Source organism: Corynebacterium sp. 045007 (genome assembly GCF_040743205.1).
Lineage (GTDB): Bacteria > Actinomycetota > Actinomycetes > Mycobacteriales > Mycobacteriaceae > Corynebacterium > Corynebacterium jeikeium_D.
In genome coordinates this window covers 38832-59836 of record NZ_JBFLKW010000013.1, presented here as the reverse complement: position 1 = coordinate 59836, position 21005 = coordinate 38832, and the positions used below count along the sequence as shown (strand labels likewise).

Here is a 21005-nt window from a genome sequence, read left to right as displayed (position 1 = left end):
ACCTTTATTTCTGATAGGAGCGCTCACCGAAGATGGCGCGTCCCACACGCACGGTGGTCGCCCCCTCGGCGATGGCTTCGCGGTAGTCGCCGGACATACCCATTGACAGTTCGTTGAGGCTGACACCGTCCGGCAAATCCCCGAGCAGACTGTCCCGCAGCTCCCGCAGCTCCGCGAAGGTCTCGCGCACATTCGGATCATTCTGGGCCGCGATGGTCATAAACCCGCGCAGACGCAGGTTCGGGTATTCGCCATCGGGGCCAAACATGCGGACAAACTCCGTCGCGTGGCTCGGCGCCAGACCCGACTTCTGCGGCTCGCGGGAGGCATTGACCTGAATCAAGACATCGAGCGTGCGCTCGGAATCGGCCAAGCGACGCTGCAGTGCTCCGGCCACCTTCGGGCGGTCCAGAGCCTGAAACTCATCAGCACAACTGACCAAGTGGCCGGCCTTATTCGTCTGCAGTGGACCAATGATGGCCATATGTGGTGCTTTCTCGCCGAAGGCCTCCCGGAATGCCTCCGCCTTGGCCACCGCTTCCTGGACGCGGTTTTCCGCCAGGCCAGCGCAGCCGGCTGCTGCGAGCTCCGGCCAGGATTCCACCAGGGCGTCGACAGGCACAGTCTTGCTGACGGGCAGCAGGCGGACCTCGGAGGGCTGGCGCCCAGCTCGTCGGCAAGCGTCGTCGATCTCGGAGCGAACCTTGCGATAGTTTTCCACGAACATACCTCCCACTCTAAGGCCTGAGTAGGAAGAACTGTGCGGTAGTGTCGAATCATGCTCATGGACAGACTCTCGACGCTTTCCGTCATGCAGAGACGGATCTTGGCAATTGTATTTGGGCTGGTGTCGCTGGTCGTTGTCATCGACCTCATCTATCTTGCGGCAACTGCCTACATGATGGACCTCGAGGTCTTCCAAGACGCCGGCTGGGCACTACGACGAGACCAGGATCTCTACTCACCAGAGTTTCCCACCAGATCGGGTTTCCGCTTCATCTACCCACCGTTTGCGGCGCTGCTGTTTTACCCGCTGACCTGGGCGGGGCCGGTGACCCTGCAGATCATCTGGACGTTCGCCACGCTGGCGGCGGTGTGGGCGATGCTGTGGATGGTCTTCACTCGTCTCGGCTCTGAGCGTCCGAAGCTGATGGCTACCTGCGTGCTCGGTGTTGTGATGCTGCTCGACCCGCTGCGCGCCAACGTGCTCTTCGGGCAGATCAACGTCTTCCTCGCGCTGCTGGTGGTCTCCGATGTGCTGGGCTTTTTGCCCAAGAAACTGCGTGGACTGGGCGTGGGTATCGCGGCGGGAATTAAGATCACCCCCGCGGCATATGCGCTGGTGTTCCTCATGCGCCGTGACTTTGCGGCCGTGGCCAAGAGCTTCTGCTGGTTCCTGGTGACCGTCGCTATTGGTTTCGCCGTGCGCTTTAAGGAGTCCATCTACTTCTGGACCGATGAGTTCTTCGCCGGCAACCGCGGTGGCGCCCCGACCTATGAGGCCAACCAGGCGTTCAGTGGTCTGCTCGCCCGCGCCGGGGTGGAGGGTACCGCGCTCGATATTGGCATCTACGGTTTCTTCCTCATCGGTGCCATCGCTGCTGCTTTCGTGGCGTGGATCTACCACCGCAACGGCTATGATGTCGCAGCCCTTGGTTTCGTTGCGCTGGCGGTCAGCTTCGCCGGGCCATACGCGGTCAGCCACCACTGGTCGATCGTCATGGTCTTCGTGCCGCTGGTGCTCTTCGTCCGCGAGATCGGGCACATTATTGTCGGTGTCCTGTTCATGATCGCCCACTGGTGGGCACCGTACGAGGTGTTCGTGGGCAATGACTTCGGCCACGCTGCCAATGTGGGGCAGTGGTTCTACGGCAACATGCAGGGAATCATGGGCGGCGTGCTCTTCTTCACCTGCCTGGGCTACGCAATCTACCTCTGGCGCAAGCCCAGTCGCGTGCGGGCACAGGCAGCTGCTTAACGACGGGCTTGCTTAACGACGACGCTTCGTTCTCGCAGTAGCCTGCTCCTCCCACGGGTTCTCCGGCCACGGGTGCTTGGGGTAACGGCCCCGCATCTCGGAGCGAACCTGTGCGTAGGCGCCATTCCAGAAACTTTCCAAGTCTCCAGTGACCGCGAGTGGTCGCTGAGCCGGTGACAGCAAATGCATTGTCACCGGCTTTTCCAATACCTGCGGGGTCTCCGCCAGGCCGAAGCACTCCTGCAACTTCACGGCGAGCACAATCTTTGCCTCAGGGTCCGTGGGGTCCTCCGGGTACTCCAGGCGAATCTTCGAACCGGAGGGGACCTCCAGGCGTTCGGGCACCAGCCGGTCGAAGTCCGTGGCCTCCGGCCAGGGCAGCAGGCGGCGGAGGTGCTCGGCATCTAGCTTGGGAGGGGTCGGGCGGTCCAGCTCGCCGGCAAAGAGGAGCTCGGCCTGGGCCGCTAGCCCTGCGGGGGAGACATCCGGCCATGGATTACCGCGATGAGTGTGGAGAAAGGCCATGCGACGGCGGAGTTGTTCGGTGTCGCGGTCGAGGTTGGGGGCGGCGTCGGCAAGCGCGTCGGCAAGCCAGGCGGAGTTGGCGGCGATGCACTGCTCAGGCGTCGGGGAGACCTGGCGGGAGGACAGCTCGATGGCACCGAGCAGGTCGCGCTCGCGGGCGCGAACGCGGCCCTGTTCGACGCGCGCCGTGGTTTCCGTGTGGGCGAGGTGGCCGGCGGCGAGCATGGCGATTTCCAGGTCAATCGCCTCGCCGTCTCGAATCAGCGCGCGCCCATAGGAGAGCCGCGAGATGTCGGCGGCCGCGATCCACTCGTGGCCGCGCAGGTCAGAACCACGGGCGAGTTCCGCTGCGGTGCCGCCGGTGAAGAGGTATTCGTCGGAGTTCGCACTGCGGCGTCGCCCGATGAAATCCGGCCACGCCAGGGCCGTGACCAGCGCGGGGATGTCCGAGGGCAGCAGGTTGGCGGGGGCCGCAGTATCCAGCTCAATGCGGCGCACCTGCTTGGCCAAGCCGCGGGCGTCGGTGAGTTTCTCCACCGCGCGTGCGACCGCGTCAGCGTGCTGCGGCATCGTGGCCGTGGCGGTCAGCAGCGCGCGTCCCATGCGCGGATGCACCGGCAGGGTAGCCAGGGTGCGGCCGAGTTCCGTGATGTCACCGGCCTCATCAACAGCGCCCAGGCCAGCGAGAATGCGGTTTGCAGCCTCGGCGTGGTGGGGTGGTGGGGCGTCGAGAAGCTTCAGTCCCTGCATCCCCGGCGTGCCCCACGCGGCGGCGTCGAGGAGCGCTTGGGTCAGGTCGGCGACCTCGATTTCCGGCGCGGGCCAGGCGGGAAAGGACGCGAATTCCGACTGGGAGACGCAGCGCACCACGATGCCCGGGCCCTCACGTCCCGCTCGGCCAGCGCGCTGGTTCGCGGAGGACTGCGCACACGAGCTGGTGACCAGGCCGGAGAAGCCACGCGCAATGTCGAGTCGCGGTCCGCGCGCGAGGCAGGCGTCGACAACGGCGCGCACGCCCGGCACAGTCACGGATGATTCCGCAATCGCGGTGGACACAATTACGCGTCTACCATCCGCTTGCCGACGGAACACGCGGTCCTGCTCCTCGGAGCTCTGCTGGCCGTGCAGCGTCAGCACCGCCACCTCCGAGGAATCCGCGATATAACCCGCGCAGCGTTCCACCTCGCGGATGCCGGGGAGGAAAACCAGCACATCACCGGCGGCTTCTTCCGTGAGTGTGCTGGCCTGGGCGGCAACGTGCTGCAGGAAGTCGTCGGTCACACCGCGTGCATCCAGCCGTTGCGGAAAGGGCGCGTAGCGGATGTCCAGCGGGAAGATCTCCGCCTCCGCCGCCACAATGGGGGCCGGGGTGGAGCCGCCGAGCAAGGCCGCGAACTTCGGCGCGTCCACCGTTGCCGACATAGCGGCAATGCGCAGGTCATCGCGGATATCCCGCAAGTCGCGCACCATCGCCAACACCAGGTCGGTGTCCAAGCCGCGCTCGTGCACCTCATCGATGAGCACCGCGCTGGCATCCACGTCGCCGTCGCGCAGCAGTCGGCGCAGCAGCACACCGGGAGTGACAAACTCCACGCGGGTGGCGCGGGAAACTTTTGCGTCGCCACGCACCGAGTAGCCAACTTCCTCACCGAGCTTGGTGCCCGACAGCTGCGCCAACCGCCGCGCCGCCGAGCGCACCGCCACGCGCCGGGGAGCCGTGACCACAATGCGGCCGCCCAGGGTGTTGGCCACCGCCGGTGGAACCAAAGTGGTCTTGCCGGTACCCGGTGGGGCCTGGACTACTACGTCGTGGTCGCGCACGGCGTCGGCAAGCGAGGCGAGCTGCGACGCGAACGGCAGGCCTGCAGAAATGTTCTGCAAATTGAACTGGAAATCGGTGCTCATAGAACTGGTAGTAACTCCGGAAAGGCGGGTAAAGTGCCTGCATATGCAGGACTTATCTCGTTTTGGTTGGCTTTCAGTGGGGGCGGCGGTCGTCACCATCGCGCTGAAGTTTTGGGGCTACACTCTGACCGGATCGGTGGGCCTGCTTTCCGACGCGACGGAGTCGATTGTCAATCTGGTTGCGGCAGTTGTCGCAATTATCGTGCTCAAGGTTATCGCGCGGCCCGCAGACCGCGACCATGAGTTCGGCCATTCCAAGGCAGAGTACTTCTCGGCCGGGCTGGAAGGTGCCATGATCTTCGTGGCGGCGGCGGCCATTATTTATGTCTCCATCGAGCGGTTGGTGAACCCGCAGCCGATTGAGCAGATTGGCCTGGGCCTCATCGTGACCGTGATTGCCTCGGTGATCAATGGTGCGGTGGCGCTGATTCTGCTTAAGGCCGGGCGCCAACACAACTCCCTGGCTCTGACCGCCGACGGCAAGCATCTTATGACCGACGTGTGGACCTCCGCCGGCGTTCTGGCGGGTGTGGCGCTGGTGTGGGCTACCGACCTGTGGTGGCTCGACCCGATTATCGCGCTGGCCGTGGCTGTAAACATCCTGGTCGCTGGCTACAAGCTGCTGCGCGATTCCGGTAACGGCCTGATGGACAAGGCCATGGAGGGCGACGACCGCGTGGCGGTGGATGAGATTTTGGCCTCGCACCGTGACCGGAGTCGTGGCATTGACGTCCACGAAATCCGCACTCGCGAGTCGGGGCATCAGAAGTTCATTGAGTTCCATGTGCTGGTGCCGGGCGCGTGGAGCGTGGAGCGCGGTCACGATGTGCTTACCGCGATGGAAGATGAGCTGCGGGAGCGTTTTCCAGGTGTGCATATCTCCTCGCATCTGGAGCCAATTGAGGACGAACGCGCCTATGGGGATGTGCAGTTGTAACGCGTGTGAGGCAAATTCCACGAAAGCGCTGAAAGTGATGAGCCTTACACTTTAAGATTGTGTATACAAAATCATGCACTGTTTAAGTCCACTCGAAGGAACTGCATAAATGACCTCCGAAGCCTCAACCACTTCCACTGGGGATAGCCGTTTTTCCGCGAAGAGCCCGAAGTTGCCGGAGCCGTGCCCTCGGCAGGACATCATTATTCCGGCAAATGACCGCGTCCTGCTGCGCGGAACCATGTTCCGCCCGAAGGAGAACCCAGAGAACATTCCCAACGGCATCATCACCGTTCACTCCGGTACCGGTGTGCCGCAGGGTTTCTACCACCGTTTCGCTGAGACCGTGGCAGAAAAGGGCTACGGCGTTATCACCTATGACTACCGCGGAATCGGCCAGTCCGCTCTGAAGACTGACCAGAACAATGAAGACATCCGGATGTCGGACTGGATCACCAAGGATATTCCGGGTGTGATCGAGTGGGCCAAGGAGACCTACCCGGACGTGCCGCACTTCGCTGTCGGCCACGCGGTTGGTGGTCACGGCATCGTCTACGCCGGCTCCGAGGGCACCTATGACGCAGCGGCGTTGGTCAACTGCCGCGGTATGCGTATTTCCAAGGTGCCGTCCGTGGCGGGCAAGGTCCGCGCATTCTTCATCTTCAATATTCTCGGCCCGATTAGCGGTTTCATCACTGGCCACATTCCGGCGTCGGCGTGGCGTCTAGCTGTTGAGCCGCCGAACGGTGTCATGCGTCAGTGGGCTCGTTGGGCTCGCAAGGAAGGCTACTTCTTCGACGATTCCGAGTTCGACTTCGCTAACCGCTTCTCCAAGGCTCCGCAGCCGTTCCTGTCCATCCGCGTTCCGGATGATTACTGGACTGAGGAGTCCTCGGCAGACCTGATCACCAATGTGATGAGCTCTGCTGAAAAGATTGAAAAGCGCCAGGCTCAGCCGGCTGGTGGCAAGGGCGTGGGCTACGGTGGTTACTTCCGCTCCGGTCACGAGAAGGAGTGGGACGAGCTGTTGGCCTGGTTCCAGGCCAACAAGGGCTAAGTAGGAGGTTTTATGGCGATTTCCCAGGTAGAAACGCCTTTCGGCGCGCTTGGAATCGCCACCTCCGCTCGCGGGGTCGTCGAAGTCAATCTCTTAGGTCCCGTGCTTGACGACGACCCCAGCGCCGCCGACCCCGAAGCGCAGGCGGTGGCGGAACAGGCAGCGCAGCAGTTCCGCGAGTACTTTGCCGGGCAGCGCCGCGAGTTTGCGCTGCCGCTGGACTGCGACATATTCACCCAGGATTCTTTCCGCGCTCGTGCGCTGACCGCACTGCGCGACGTGCCGTATGGCCAGGTTGTGACCTACGGTGAGCTCGCTGAAATGGCCGGCTCACCCCGTGCCGCCAGAGCTGCCGGCTCGGCCTGTGCCACCAATCCGCTGGGCATTCTGATTCCCTGTCACCGCGTGGTGCCCGCCAGTGGGGGAGCGGGGTCTTTCGGATCTTATGCCGGCGGCCGCGAAATGAAGCGCTGGCTGCTCGAACTCGAAGGTTGGCAAACAGTTATTCTTTAATGCATGACTTCGCATTCTCCGCGTGACCAGTTCGCCACCGAATTTGAGAACATCATCCGCAACCGCCGTGCCACGCGCGTCTATGCTGACGAACCGCTTGACGACGCTGACGTGCGCCGCCTCCTGGAGCTATCTCTGGAAGCTCCCAGTGCTTTTAACATTCAGTCTCGGGCTATCGTGCGCATCGAGGACCCTGAGGTGCGCCAGCAGGTAGTGGAAGCTGCCGGTGGTCAGAAGCAGGTTGCCAATGCGCCGCTGCTGCTCGCCTTCATTGGTGAGCCGACCGGCTGGAAGCGCGGTATTCCGCGCCTGGTTGAGGCCAACAAGGCGACTGGCCTGTGGGACGAAGTTGCCGCTGCCGAGCGGGAGGCCTCGATGACCTCCTTCCATGAGGCCCGCGAGGAAAAGGGTCTCTCCCGCGAGTTCGCGATCCGCGACGCCATGATTGCCGCTTCTTTCGCTATGGTCACTGCCAGCGCCTTTGGTTGGGCTAGCTCCCCGATGACGGGCTTTAGTGAGCAGAAGGTCAAGAAAGCTATCGGTGCCGGTGACACCGATGTGGCGGTAGCGCTGTTGCTGGCCATCGGTGTCCCGGGTGAGTTCCCGGCTCACCCGGGCCGTTTCGAGTTCGAGCAGCGCGCCTACACCGACCGCTACGAGGCGTAGTAGCCCCTAGCCCTACAGCGCGAGCGCTACCTCGACGGCCTGGCGGATGGCACGCTTAGCGTCCAGCTCAGCGGCCACGTCCGCGCCACCGATGATGGTGACATTGGAGTTATCGCCGGTGACGCTCTCGCGATCCTTTCCGCCCAGGCAGTCCAGATTGGATACCTGACCAGTACAGACAATCACGTTGTCAACCGCGATGACCTGTGGCTTTTCGTCGATGGTGATGTGCAGGCCCTCGTCATCGATACGGTTGTAGGTGACGCCGGTGTACTGCTTGACACCGGCCTTCTTGATTTCCGCACGGTGAACCCAACCAGTGGTCTTGCCCAGGCCCTTACCGATGCGGGAGGTCTTGCGCTGCAGCAGGTGCACCTCGCGCTCAACCTCAAACTCCTCAGCCGCGCCAGAGACCGTGCCCGGCTTGGTCAGACCCGCGCGGAACTCCGCAGGGTCACCGACGCCCCAGGCGTCCTTCCAGGCTTCGATGGTCTGGTTCGGCTTGCGAGTGAGGTATTCACACACGTCCACACCGATACCGCCAGCACCGATGACGGCCACCTTGTTGCCGGCCTGCTTCGCACCCGAGAGCAGCTCGTCGTAACGAATGACCTTCTCGTGGTCGATACCGTCAATGCCCGGGATACGCGGGGTGACACCCGTGGCCACAATCACGTGGTCAAACTTGGTCTTGAGCTCGTCGACGTCGGCACGCGTGTTCAGGTGAACCGGAACTTCGAGGACCTCCAGGCGACGGGAGAAGTACTTCAGCGTCTCGCCATAGTCCTCCTTGCCCGGAATCTTTGCGGCGAGGTTGAACTGGCCACCAATCTGGTCGGCGGCTTCGAAGATCTCCGGGTGGTGACCGCGCTGAGCTGCGGCTTCCGCGAAAGCGAGTCCAGCCACACCAGCGCCGATGACGGCGACGCGCTTGGCCTTGTCCTTCGCAACCGGCACGGATACCAACTCGGTTTCGTAAGCAGCCTTCGGGTTGACCAAACAGGTGGAGCGCTTGGCCGCGAAGGTGTGGTCCAGGCAGGCCTGGTTACAGGCGATACAGGTGTTGATCTGGTCAGCGCGACCATCGCCCGCCTTGATGGCGAAGTCAGGGTCAGCCAGCAGTGGGCGGGCCATGGAAATCAGGTCCGCATTGCCGTCAGCGAGGATCTTCTCCGCAACCTCGGGGCGGTTGATTCGGTTGGAGGCTGCCACCGGGACGTCGACAAGCGAACGGAGACGACCAGTCAGATCCGTGAATGCGGCGCGCGGCACGGACGTAACGATGGTGGGGACGCGTGCTTCGTGCCAGCCGATACCGGTGTTGAAGACATCGACGCCAGCCTCGACCAGACGCTGCGCGAGTTCAGTGGTCTCGGACCAGGTCTGGCCGTCTTCCACCAGGTCAAGCAGCGAAATGCGGTACTGCAGTAGGAAGTCCTCGCCCACCTCGGCGCGAATGCGGCGGACAATTTCGATGGGCAGGCGCATGCGAGCCTCGGCGCTGCCACCCCAGTTGTCCGAGCGGTGGTTGGTGCGCTCGGCCAGGAACTGGTTGAGCAGGTAACCCTCGGAACCCATAACCTCGATGCCGTCGTAACCGGCGCGCTTTGCGAGCTTCGCGGCGCGGACATAAGCGCCGATAGTGCGTGAGACATCAAAGCCGGTGAGGCGGTGAGCCTTAAACGGGCTAATCGGCGACTGACCGGTATTGGCGGAGCGAGCCAGCGGGCTGTAGCTGTAACGACCGGCGTGCAGCACCTGCAGCACGATGTGGCTGCCGTGGGAGTGCACGAGGTCAGTAACGCGGCGGTGATTGTCCGCCATGCGCTTCGACGCCATCATCGAACCGGCCGGAGTCAGCCAACCCTCGATGTTGGGAGCATAACCGCCGGTGACGATGAGCCCCACGCCACCTTCGGCGCGCCGACCCAGGTAGGCAGCCAGCTTGGGGATATCACGGGTGCGATCTTCCAGGCCGGAGTGCATTGATCCCATGATGATGCGATTGCGCAGAGTTAGAGGACCGACGTCGAGAGGGGAGAGAAGATGTGGGAAGTGAGGCTGGTCAGACATGCAACCAGTATCGCGGTTTTAGCGGCTGTGTATGAGGTGAATCGGAAAAATTCCGGCACAGTTTTATATACGTTTCACGTGGAACATCAGGTGTAAAGCACACGCAGTCTTCGGCGCAGGAGGGTGTCGTATGACTACAGTCGGGGATATTAGTAGACGCATGTAGCAAGGAGTTGAGCCCCCATGACCTCTGAAACTTCAACTAATGGCAAGAAAGTAGCTGTAGTTACCGGTGCTTCTTCTGGTATTGGTGCAGCCACTGCCAAGCAGTTCGCAGCTGAAGGTTTCCGCGTTGTGCTGGGAGCCCGCCGCGAGGACAAGCTCGAGGCTGTCGCGGAGGAGATTCGCGCTGCCGGTGGTGAAGCGACGGTCTACAAGGTTGACGTCACCTCCGACGCCGATGTGGCGGCGCTGGCTAAGGCCGAACCGCGCGTCGACGTGCTGGTTAACAACGCCGGTGGCGCCTGGGGCATGGAATCGGTTGAAGGCGCTGTCGAGGAAAAGTGGCGCTGGATGTACGAGGTCAACGTGCTGGGCACCCTGCGCGTCACTCGCGCACTGCTGTCCGCATTGAAGTCCATCAGCGGCATTGTGCTCACCGTCGGCTCGATTGCCGGCCGTCAGGTCTACACCGGCGGTGCCGGCTACAACGCGGCCAAGCACGCTGAGCGCGCGCTGGTGGAAGTCCTGCGTCAAGAGGTTGCTGCCGATGGCGTGCGCGTCACCGAAATCGATCCGGGGCGCGTCCACACCGACTTCTCACTCGTGCGTTTCGACGGCGACGAGACCAAGGCCGCAGCGGTCTACGATGGCGTTGAGTCGCTGACCGCCGATGATGTTGCCGACATCATCGTGTTCGCGGCCACCCGTCCGAAGCGCGTCAACATTGACTTCCTGCAGGTGACCCCCATCGACCAGGTGGGCGGCGCGAAGCCGAAGAAGTAAACCGACTACATAGAGGAGCCGTACATGAGCATCGATATTGCCGCTGACACCAAGATTGCCCTGGTCACGGGTGCAAGCCGTGGTATTGGCCTGGCGGTCGCCAAGGATCTCTCCCGTGACCACCATGTCATTGTGGGCGCTACCAGTGCTGAGTCTGCCGAGAAGGTGGCGTCGCAGTTGCCGTCGGCAAGCGTATTCGTTGCTGATCTGGGTGATACCGACGCCGTAAACGCGGAAGTGGCAAAGCTGTTGGAGGCGCTCGGTGGGCGCGGGCTGGATGTGCTCGTGCACTCGGCGGGCGTGTACGTCGATGGGGACGTGGCGGAGGTTTCGCGTGCGGACTGGTCGCGAATTATGGACATCAACGTCGTCGCCGTCGCCGACCTGACACGCCAGCTGTTGCCAGCGCTGCGCAAGGCGGAGGGCACGCTGGTGACAATCAACTCGGGCTCGGGATTTCGCGCTTCAGCTGGTACTTCGCCGTATGCGGCGTCGAAGTTCGCGCTGCGGGCCTTCACCGATGCGCTGCGCGAGGAAGAGCGTGGCGCGGTACGAGTCAGCTCCGTGCACCCCGGGCGCGTCGATACCGATATGCAGGTTCAGCTGCAGTCGAATTGGCACCGTGATGATGCGGATTGGCGTTACGACGGAACGAAGTTCATGCGGCCTGAATCGATCGCAGCCGCAGTACGTCTGGCCGTTGATACCGGAGCGGATGCCAACGTGGATGAAATCCAGGTGCGCCCGCGCGGATAGCCGCGCAAAAGGTAGCTGAGACAAGCAAAAAGTGTGCCCACCAGGCGGATAGCCGGTGGGCACACTTTCGTGTGCAGGCTTCTTACTGAGCGTCCAGATTCAGGCGCTCGTGCATTGCCTTGACCTCGCGCGGGACAACCTTGCCGATGGCGTTGCGCGGCAGGGAGTCGACGAAGAAGACGCGGTCCGGAGTGGAGTGCTCGGCCAGAGTTTCGCGGACGTACTCGCGCAGCATGTCCTCGGTGAGGTTCTTGCCGGCCTCATTGTCCTCGCGGACAACGTAGAGGAACAGGTCAGCGAAAATCTCGTCGTTTTCGTTGCTGCCGTGGCAGAAGACATCGGCGATGCCCGGCACCGGGCCCAGAATTTCTTCGACCTCGCGTGGGAAGACGTTCTCGCCGCCCTTGATCACCATGTCGTCGGAGCGACCACAGATGTACAGGTAGCCGTCCTGGTCGATACGGCCGAGGTCACCAATCTGGAACAGGCCATCGACGGTGGTGAACTTGTCCTTCTTGTTCAGGTAACCGATGAAGGAGAGCTCCTGAGCGGTGTGGATCATGCCAACCTCACCCGGCTCGACTTCCTTGCCGTCGTCACCCAGGATGCGAACCTTGGCGCCAATTGCCGGGCGACCTGCGGAGTCCGGGCGGGCTGCGAGGTCCGCGCCGGATGCGATGGAGCACAGGCCGGCCTCGGTGGAGCCGTAGAAGTTACAGATAACCGGACCGAAGCGGTGAGTCAGCGCGGAGACGAGCCAGCCCGGGATGGCGTTACCAGAGGAGACAATGAAGCGGAACGGGCCAATCTTGCGGTTCGGCTCCTCATCCAGAACATCCTTGATCTGGCGCAGGAAGAAGGCCGCGGAAATCATGCCGTTACAGCCGTACTGTTCACACTGGTCAACAGCCTTCTTCGGGTCGAAGACACGCATGGTGACAATGGTGGAGCCGGTAGCCATGCCAATCAGCACATTTGCCCAGCCCCAGGCGTGGAACATGGATGCGGACTGGTGAATGACCATGTTGCGGCGCCACGGAATACGATCGGCGATTGCACCCACGGTTGCCGGTGTCTTGGGCTCATTGCGCAGGACACCCTTCGGGATGCCGGTGGTGCCGGAGGACATGATGATGATGCGTCCCTGCTCCGGCTTCGGATCTAGCTTGGCGTTCGATGTACGACCTTCTTCAATGAGGTCTTCCATGAACACGAAGTTCTTGCCCGCGTTCTTGCGGGTCTCCGGCTTGGTCACGGAGGTAATAACGACGGTGACATCGTCGAGGTCTTCTGGCAGGTTGCCCAGGAACTCGTCATCGACGAACAGGAACTTGGCCTTATTCTGGTCAACGACACCGCGAATCTGAGTCGGGCCGGAGCCGATGTTCATCAGCATAATTTCGGAGCCGATGAAGCCCTTGATAGCCATCGGCAGAATAATGCCGCGGCCGTTACGTGCGATAACACCGAAGCTGGACTTCTGGGTCATGCCACGGTCCATCAAGGCGCGAGCCAGGGCGTGAGAGTTGTCAAGCAGCTGAGAATAGGTGAGTTCACCGTCATCGTCGACAAGGGCGAGGCGATCCGGGTAGCGCAGCGCACTCATGGAAATCAGGCTGGCGACGGAGAACTTCAGGCGACGCAGGTAATCGAGAATCTTCGGCGCCGTCTTCGGAGTCATGTACAGGGCACCAGTACGCAGGAGTGGTGGAATCGACTGGGCAAAAGCCTTGATTTGGAGCCCAAGTGGTACTTCCGGAGCCTTCATTTCAGCTGCCATGGGTGAGAATCCTCCAAGATGATGGACAAGCGATTAATAGCGCCAAGCGACTCTTTAGTCACACTGACACCATCAGTCACGGTAGTGCGATTTTGTAACAACCAGACTTTAACAAACCTGTGCCGCGTCAAAAAGTAGTTTCCACGAAGAAAAGTAAAAAATACGCAGTCGGCGTGCGCAATGCTTTACGACGGATACCTTTTCGCGTACGGGCTCGAGGATACAGTGTTATCAAACAGTTATAAACCGACGGGAAGCAGTGAATATAACGAAAGGATAACACTGCGGTAACGAATTCAATTCTGATATTGACGTATATAACTCTATGAACCCAGGGGTTTTCGGTTGGTTTGTTTGACGGGGCGGGCAGTAGCTGAATGGCGGTCGCCCCCAGAAATTAGGGGGCTAGGAATCTTCTGAAAAATAGAAATGTTCGAGACTAGGAGGGGCGGAGGTTGCGAGTGCGTAGCTGAATAGGTGGCATATTCGCTGGCTTGAGCCTCGGTGTGCGGCATCGGTGAGCGTCGGAGGAAGTTGCCCTAATTCAGGGTTAGGGCGGCAAGTGTGGGCTCATCCTCTGGTGTGCAGGTAGAGAGCCAACGGTCGATGGCATCGTACTCCGCCTGTGTGAGCCACAGGTGGTATTTCTGTTTTACTGCCACCTGGCGAGCGACATACTGGCAGCGAAATGGCTTATTGGCGGGTACCCAGGATGCGGCATCGCTATCCCGCTTCTGTTGATTGGCGGGGCCATCGACGGCCAAGAGGTTGAGGGGGTCATTGGCAAAGTCCTGCCGAACCTCGGGCGGGAGTTGCTGTGCCCCCTTTTGCCAGGCGTCGCTTAAGGCTACGACATGGTCGATTTGAACGGCAGAAGAGGTATCGCGGCCACGCTGGAACTCAATCATCGTGCCGGTATAGGGATCCAGTAATTGCCCTGAAAGCACGACGCAATCGTGGCTATTTGGTTTGTACTCCTTATTAATAAGGTCACGATTCAAAATATCGTTTCGCGTGTCACATCCGTTGTGCCCAAACTCGGCAGAGACGTCGTCGCTCCAACGTTGCCCGAACTCATCGCGCGCATAGCCGGTTTTCGGTGCGCGCCCTTTTACCTCCAGCTGGTTGAGGGCGCTACGGATGCCGTCGATAGGCGATGTGCCGGGCGCTGGGGTGTCCGGGGCGGCGGGGGCGTGGGGCACTTCGGGAATCTCGGGCGCGGGTTCCTCTGGCTCGGGCGTAAATGCGGGTGCCGGTGCCGGGCTGTATGACTGGCTCTCTGGAGTGGGGGCTGTGGGAGCCGTGCAGCCGCTGAGGATTGTCGCTGCGCCGATAAGGAGGGCGAGGCCCTGCAGTGGCGAGCGGAAACGACGGTTGGCGAGCATGGAGCTAACCATAGCGGTGGGGGCGGATTGGGTATGGAGAGAGGTGCGCTAAAGAATCGAACAATTGTGCGTAGTTAGCGGGGGTGGTAGCTCGATTAGGGGGTTATGGCGTTAAAGCGGGTAGTAAAAGCCCGGTTTTAGTCGAACGGGAAGGGTGTTCTAGCTCCTTCGGGGGTGGGTAAATATAGCTAGTTCCCTAAATACGTATTGCAATACGCCTAGGTGAAAGTGCATTGTTAAAACAGTTGGAAATATAGATAACCCGTGTCCCCCAATTGGCACATTGCACCTACAAGGGGAAAACAGCCATGACAGCTAAGACAGCCATGACTCTGACCGAAACAGCGACCACATTGCCTCGTGGTCCTCAGAGGGAAGGTCTCTACCACCCGTCGAACGAACATGATGCGTGTGGCGTGGCCTTTGTTGCCGACATTTACGGTCGCCAGACCCATGACATTGTGGAAAAGGGCATTCAGGCACTGGTCAACCTCGACCACCGCGGTGCCGCCGGCGCCGAGAAGACCATCGGCGACGGTGCCGGCATTCTCATTCAGGTTCCGGATGCCTACTACCGTGCTGAGCTGAGCAAGGAAGGCGTTATTTTGCCGCCGGCCGGAACCTACGCCACCGGTATTGCGTTCCTGCCGCAGTCGCGCATGGCCACCCTCGATGCCATCCGGGCTATTGAAGACATCTGCGCCGAAGAGGGCATCGAGATCTTGGCATGGCGCGATGTGCCGATTAACGCTGACGGGCTTGGTCAGATGGCTCGCCAGGCTATGCCGGTGCTGCGTCAGCTCTTCGTTACCGCGAAGAACTACGAGGGTCGCCAGCTCAGCGATATCGATCTCGACCGCAAGATGTTCTTCCTGCGTAAGCGCTGCGAGCGTGAGCTGGGTGAACAGGGCGCCGGCGAGGGCTCTGGTGGCGACACCGTGTATTTCCCGTCGCTGTCCAGCCGCACGATCGTCTACAAGGGCATGCTGACTACTCCGCAGCTGAAGGATTTCTACCTTGACCTGCAGCAGAAGGAAGTCACTTCCGCGCTCGCCATCGTGCACTCGCGCTTTTCCACGAACACTTTCCCGTCCTGGCCGCTGGCACATCCGTACCGCTACGTCGCTCACAATGGCGAAATCAACACCGTGCGCGGCAACGAGAACTGGATGCGCGCCCGCGAGTCGCTGATTCGCTCTGGCAAGCTGGGAAACATCGACCGCGCACTGCCGGTGTGCGACCCCAACGGTTCTGACACTGCGCGTTTCGACGAGGCCCTGGAGCTACTGCATCTCGGTGGTCGCAGTCTCCCGCACGCGGTCATGATGATGGTTCCGCAGGCCTGGGAGCACGACGACAATCTCAGCCCGCAGGTTCGCGCGTTCTACGAGTACCACGCCTGCCTGATGGAGCCGTGGGACGGCCCCGCTGCCATCTGCTTTACCGACGGCCAGGTCATCGGTGCCACCCTGGATCGCAATGGTCTGCGCCCGGGGCGCATCTGGGTGACCGACGAGGGCCTGGTGGTGATGGCCTCCGAAGCTGGTGTCCTGGATATCCCGCCGGAGCAGATTGTGCAGCGCACGCGCGTGCAGCCGGGGCGCATGTTCCTGGTGGACATGAAGGCCGGTCGCATTATTGAGGACAAGGAGATTAAGTCCACGCTGGCCGCCACCGGTCCATACGAGGAATGGATCAAAGCGGGCCTGGTCGACATCACCGACCTGCCACGAGAGCGCTACCAGTACATGCCGCATGTCCGCGCGGTGTTGCGGCAGCGCGTCTTCGGCATCACCGAGGAAGACGTTGACCTAATCATCCGCCCGATGGCACTCACCGGCGCGGAGGGCCTGGGTTCGATGGGCTCGGACACGCCAATCGCGGCACTGTCCAACCGCCCCCGCATGCTGTTCGACTTCTTCTCGCAGCGGTTCGCACAGGTGACCAACCCGCCGCTGGACTCGCTGCGCGAAAGGTCCATCACCAGCATGAATACGTTGCTGGGGGCAGAGACCAACATCCTGGAGCCCACTGCCGATGCCGCGCGTCGCATCCGGCTTGAGCATCCAATCCTGGACAACCACGACTTTGTCACCCTGTGCCAGGCGGGCAAGAACGAGGAGTACTCCGAGTTCCGTGCCGAGGTCATCTCCGGCCTGTACCCGGTCGCCCGCGGTGGCCGTGGCCTGCGCAACGCTATCCGTCGTGTTCGCCGTGAGGTCTCTGAGGCCATTGACCGTGGTGCCCGACTGATTGTGCTGTCTGACCGTGAGTCCAACGAGCGCTTTGCCCCTATCCCGTCGCTGCTGCTGACCTCCGCGGTTCACCACCACCTGGTGGAGGAGCGCACTCGCACGCGCGCCAGCCTCATCATTGAGGCTGGCGACGCCCGCGAGGTGCACCACATGGCCATGCTGCTGGGCTTTGGCGCCGATGCCATTAACCCGTACATGGCTTTCGAAACCATCGATGAGCTGCGCATGAAGGACCAGCTCGGAGCTCTGACGTTGGATCAGGCCTGCTCGAACTACTGCAAGGCTGCCTCCAAGGGCGTGCTGAAGGTCATGTCCAAGATGGGTATCGCCTCACTGCAGTCCTACCGTGGCGCTCAGCTGGCCGACACCGTCGGTCTGTCGCAGGAGTTCCTGGACGAGTACTTCACCGGCACTGTTTCTCCGCTGGAAGGTATTGGTCTCGACGAGGTCGCAGAAGATGTTGCCGCGCGCCACCGCAGCGCATTCCTGCCGCGCCCGGAAGAGCAGGCACACCGCGAGCTGGATCTCGGGGGCGAGTACAAGTGGCGTCGCGAAGGCGAGTACCACCTGTTCAACCCGGAGACCATCTACACGCTGCAGCATGCCACCCGCACTGGTCAGTACGCGGTCTTCCGCGACTACACCAACAAGGTCGATGCGCAGACCAAGCAGCTGGCAACTCTGCGCGGCATGCTCGAGTTCGCCTCGGACCGCGAGCCAATCGACATTGAAGAGGTCGAACCGGTCTCGAGCATCGTCAAGCGTTTCTCCACCGGCGCAATGAGCTATGGCTCCATCTCTGCGGAGGCACACGAGACGCTGGCCATCGCTATGAATCGCCTGGGTGCGATGTCCAACTCCGGCGAGGGCGGCGAGGACCCAGACCGTTTCGAAATGGAGGCCAACGGCGACTGGAAACGCTCTGCCATCAAGCAGGTCGCATCGGGCCGCTTCGGTGTGACCAGCCACTACCTGTCCAACTGCACCGACATCCAGATCAAGATGGCCCAGGGTGCAAAGCCCGGCGAGGGTGGCCAGTTGCCACCGAACAAGGTCTACCCGTGGATCGCGGAGGTCCGCATCACCACCCCGGGCGTGGGGCTAATCTCGCCGCCACCGCACCACGACATCTACTCAATCGAGGATCTGGCACAGCTCATCTACGACCTCAAGAACGCCAATCCGCGCGCCCGCATTCACGTCAAGCTCGTCTCCGAGCAGGGCGTGGGTACCGTCGCCGCTGGTGTCTCGAAGGCGCATGCCGACGTCGTGCTGATCTCCGGCCACGATGGCGGCACTGGTGCCTCGCCACTGACCAGTCTCAAGCATGCTGGCGGTCCGTGGGAGCTGGGGCTCGCTGAAACCCAGCAGACCCTGATGCTCAACGGGCTGCGCGACCGCATCCGCGTGCAGTGCGATGGCCAGCTCAAGACCGGTCGTGATGTCGTGGTCGCGATGTTGCTGGGCGCTGAGGAGTTTGGTTTTGCCACCGCTCCGCTGGTGGTTGAGGGCTGCATCATGATGCGCGTCTGCCACCTGGACACCTGCCCAGTCGGTATTGCCACCCAGAATCCGAAGTTGCGGAGCAAGTTCACCGGCCGTGCCGAGCACGTGGTCAACTTCTTCACCTTCATCGCCCAGCAGGTCCGTGAATACCTCGCTGAGCTGGGATTCCGTACCATCGATGAAGCGGTCGGACATGCCGAGTGCCTGCGTCTGCGCAAGGATCTGGGCAACCTTCCGCGCGTCGCAAAGCTTGACCTGGAGCGAATCCTGCACGTTGCCGAGAGCCCCTTCTTTGCGGACCAGGATTCCTACTGCACGAAGGCGCAGGACCACGGGCTCGAGGGTGCGTTGGACGAGCGCCTCATCGATGAAGCGCAGCCAGCGCTGCGTACGGCGCGCGCGAATGGGCTGGCGCCGACACCGGTATCGCTGCACCACGCCATCAGCAATGTGAACCGTTCCGTGGGCACGCGCCTGGGGTACGAAGTCACCAAGGTCGCAGGTAAGCAGGGGCTTGCCGACGACTCCATCGTCGTCAACCTGCTCGGTTCCGCCGGTAACTCGCTGGGCGCGTTCCTGCCGGCCGGTGTGACCATCAAGCTGGAGGGCGATGCCAACGACTTCGTCGGCAAGGGCCTATGCGGCGGCAAGATTGTGGTCCGGCCTTCACGTTCGGCCCCGCCGACCGCGGATGTGGCTACCGACACGATTGCCGGCAACGTCATTGGTTTCGGTGCCACTAGCGGTGAAATCTTCGTCCGCGGCACCGTCGGCGAGCGCTTCTGTGTGCGTAACTCCGGTGCCACGGCCGTGGTCGAGGGCATCGGTAACCACGGTTGCGAGTACATGACCGGTGGCCGCGTCGTAGTGGCGGGCCCGGTCGGTCACAACTTCGGCGCCGGTATGAGTGGCGGTATCGCCTACCTGCTGGATAACGAGGCGACGCGGGCGAACATCAACACCGAGTTGGTCGACATCGTGCCGCTGGGTGATGAGGACATCAGCTGGCTGGAGGCAACGCTGTCGAAGCACCGCAAGCTCACGGGTTCTAAGACTCGGTTCCCGGCTGCACAGTTCATCAAAATTATGCCGCGTGATTACGCCCGAATTCTCGACGTAGTCGCGAAGGCAAAGGACAACGACGCTGACATCAACGAGGCAATCATGGAGGCAGTAACCAATGGCTGATCCGAAGGGTTTCATGAAGTTCCAGCGCGAAGAGCCTGCTCATCGCCCGGTTCCGCTGCGTCTGATGGACTGGAAAGAGGTCTATGAGGAGGCTAGTCAGGAGCACCTGCAACAGCAGGCGACCCGCTGCATGGACTGCGGCGTGCCGTTTTGTCACTCGGCCTGCCCTCTGGGCAACATCATTCCGGAGTGGAATGACCTGGTTCGTCAGAACCGCTGGCAAGAGGCTTTCGAGCGCTTGCACGCCACCAATAACTTTCCCGAGTGGACCGGTCGCCTGTGTCCGGCTCCGTGCGAGGGCGGTTGTGTGCTCGGCATCAACGACGATGCGGTGACCATTAAGAATATTGAGCTGGCCATCGTTGAACGCGGCTTCGATGAGGGCTGGGTGCAGCCGATTGTGCCGACTTTCGACACCGGTCAGCACATCGCTGTCATCGGCTCCGGGCCGGCGGGCCTTGCTGCAGCACAGCAGCTGACTCGCGCCGGGCATGATGTCACGGTCTTCGAGCGTGACGACAAGATTGGTGGTCTGATGCGCTACGGTGTACCGGACTACAAGATGGAGCAGCACTTCCTTGACCGTCGCCTTGAGCAGATGGAAATCGAGGGCACTGAGTTCCGCACCAACATCTCACCGACAGCCGCTGACCTGGCCGATTTCGATGCAGTGGTCCTAGCTACCGGCGCCTCGCTGGCCCGCGACCTGCCCGTTGATGGCCGTGACCTCGAGGGCATTCACCAGGCTATGGAGTACCTGCCGGGTGCCAACCGCGTTGCCGTAGGCGAGCTCGACAGCCCGCCAATTGATGCCAAGGGCAAGAAGGTTGTCGTCATTGGCGGTGGCGACACCGGTATTGACTGCTTTGGTACCGCGCTGCGTCAAGGTGCTGCGTCCGTCACGCAGTTCGATATCCGTCCGCGGGCTCCGAAGTCCCGTGCGGCGTCGACTCCGTGGCCGATGTACCCGCTGGTCTGGCGCGTGGCGACTGCCCACGAAGAAGGTGAGTACACCATCACCGGTTCCGAGCCGCCAGAGGTTACCGAGGCGCTCGGCCTTAACGCTCGCGTCACCGGTGAGACGCTGGGCAAGCGCGTCTTCAACGTCAACACCGTCTCCTTCCACGGCGAGGACGGTCACGTGACCGGTCTGTCCGCCAACGAGGTCGAGGTCATCGATGGGAAGCGCGTGCCCATGGAGGACACGGATTTCGAGCTCGATGCCGACCTAGTTCTCATTGCTCTGGGCTTCTCCGGTCCGGAGCGCGGGGGCCTGCCGCATGAGCTGGGTATTCAGTTCAACGATCGCGGTGTGATGATGCGTGACGACGACTACCTCGCCGTGCGCCACGATATCGAGCAGAACTTCGACGGTCCGGTGTTCGTGGCCGGTGACAATGGCCGCGGTGCCAGTTTGATTGTGTGGGCTATCGCCGAAGGCCGCGCCTGCGCCGAGGCCGTGGATCAGTACCTGATGGGCGAGTCCAACCTGCCTCGCGCGGTGGAGCCAGAAGACGCTCCAATTAAGTTGTAAAC

General features: G+C 61.8%; 14 protein-coding genes. 9 read left to right on the top strand and 5 right to left on the bottom strand.

Annotated elements, in window-relative coordinates:
• Positions 1-4: 4 nt before the first annotated feature.
• On the bottom strand, positions 5-727 hold the full coding sequence (locus AB1Z34_RS07765; protein ID WP_367158178.1) for a YggS family pyridoxal phosphate-dependent enzyme: 723 nt from the start codon (positions 725-727) through the stop codon (positions 5-7).
• Between the two features lie 84 nt (positions 728-811).
• Here AB1Z34_RS07765 and AB1Z34_RS07760 point away from each other — a divergent pair, with 84 nt between their 5' ends.
• Positions 812-1978, top strand: a complete 1167-nt coding sequence (locus AB1Z34_RS07760) for a glycosyltransferase 87 family protein (RefSeq protein ID WP_367158177.1) — start codon at positions 812-814, stop codon at positions 1976-1978.
• Positions 1979-1990: 12 nt separating this feature from the next.
• Here AB1Z34_RS07760 and AB1Z34_RS07755 read toward each other — a convergent pair whose 3' ends face one another.
• Positions 1991-4408, bottom strand: a complete 2418-nt coding sequence (locus AB1Z34_RS07755; RefSeq protein ID WP_367158176.1) for an ATP-dependent RNA helicase — start codon at positions 4406-4408, stop codon at positions 1991-1993.
• A gap of 43 nt (positions 4409-4451) precedes the next feature.
• Here AB1Z34_RS07755 and AB1Z34_RS07750 point away from each other — a divergent pair, with 43 nt between their 5' ends.
• From AB1Z34_RS07750 to AB1Z34_RS07735, 4 genes are all read left to right on the top strand, one after another.
• Positions 4452-5345, top strand: coding sequence for a cation diffusion facilitator family transporter (locus AB1Z34_RS07750; protein WP_150961295.1), 894 nt, complete (start codon positions 4452-4454; stop codon positions 5343-5345).
• 109 nt (positions 5346-5454) lie between these two features.
• Entirely contained in the window at positions 5455-6402 is a 948-nt protein-coding gene (locus AB1Z34_RS07745) for an alpha/beta fold hydrolase (RefSeq protein WP_049189819.1), read from the top strand.
• A 12-nt stretch (positions 6403-6414) separates the two neighbouring features.
• Positions 6415-6915, top strand: a complete 501-nt coding sequence (locus AB1Z34_RS07740) for a methylated-DNA--[protein]-cysteine S-methyltransferase (protein WP_070767672.1) — start codon at positions 6415-6417, stop codon at positions 6913-6915.
• A 3-nt stretch (positions 6916-6918) separates the two neighbouring features.
• The gene (locus tag AB1Z34_RS07735) at positions 6919-7581 is read left to right on the top strand and encodes a nitroreductase family protein (RefSeq protein ID WP_367158174.1); all 663 of its coding nucleotides are present in this window, start codon (positions 6919-6921) and stop codon (positions 7579-7581) included.
• Positions 7582-7593: 12 nt separating this feature from the next.
• Here the strand turns inward: AB1Z34_RS07735 and AB1Z34_RS07730 are convergent, their stop codons facing one another.
• Positions 7594-9654, bottom strand: a complete 2061-nt coding sequence (locus AB1Z34_RS07730) for an FAD-dependent oxidoreductase (RefSeq protein ID WP_367158173.1) — start codon at positions 9652-9654, stop codon at positions 7594-7596.
• 183 nt (positions 9655-9837) lie between these two features.
• Here AB1Z34_RS07730 and AB1Z34_RS07725 point away from each other — a divergent pair, with 183 nt between their 5' ends.
• Both AB1Z34_RS07725 and AB1Z34_RS07720 read left to right on the top strand, forming a co-directional pair.
• The gene (locus AB1Z34_RS07725) at positions 9838-10599 is read left to right on the top strand and encodes an SDR family oxidoreductase (protein WP_070566485.1); all 762 of its coding nucleotides are present in this window, start codon (positions 9838-9840) and stop codon (positions 10597-10599) included.
• A gap of 24 nt (positions 10600-10623) precedes the next feature.
• Complete coding sequence (locus tag AB1Z34_RS07720; RefSeq protein ID WP_016421787.1) at positions 10624-11355, top strand: SDR family oxidoreductase; 732 nt, start codon at positions 10624-10626, stop codon at positions 11353-11355.
• 82 nt (positions 11356-11437) lie between these two features.
• On the opposite strand, the gene AB1Z34_RS07715 is transcribed toward AB1Z34_RS07720, so the two are convergent.
• Together AB1Z34_RS07715 and AB1Z34_RS07710 are read right to left on the bottom strand one after the other, a co-directional pair.
• Complete coding sequence (locus tag AB1Z34_RS07715) at positions 11438-13135, bottom strand: AMP-binding protein (RefSeq protein WP_016421788.1); 1698 nt, start codon at positions 13133-13135, stop codon at positions 11438-11440.
• A 539-nt stretch (positions 13136-13674) separates the two neighbouring features.
• Complete coding sequence (locus AB1Z34_RS07710; protein WP_083295689.1) at positions 13675-14532, bottom strand: HNH endonuclease family protein; 858 nt, start codon at positions 14530-14532, stop codon at positions 13675-13677.
• 314 nt (positions 14533-14846) lie between these two features.
• Between AB1Z34_RS07710 and gltB the strand changes: the two genes are divergently transcribed.
• The gene (gltB, locus tag AB1Z34_RS07705; protein WP_367158193.1) at positions 14847-19469 is read left to right on the top strand and encodes a glutamate synthase large subunit; all 4623 of its coding nucleotides are present in this window, start codon (positions 14847-14849) and stop codon (positions 19467-19469) included.
• The gene (locus AB1Z34_RS07700) at positions 19462-21003 is read left to right on the top strand and encodes a glutamate synthase subunit beta (protein ID WP_367158172.1); all 1542 of its coding nucleotides are present in this window, start codon (positions 19462-19464) and stop codon (positions 21001-21003) included. Before gltB ends, AB1Z34_RS07700 begins: the two co-directional genes overlap by 8 nt.
• Positions 21004-21005 lie beyond the last annotated feature (2 nt).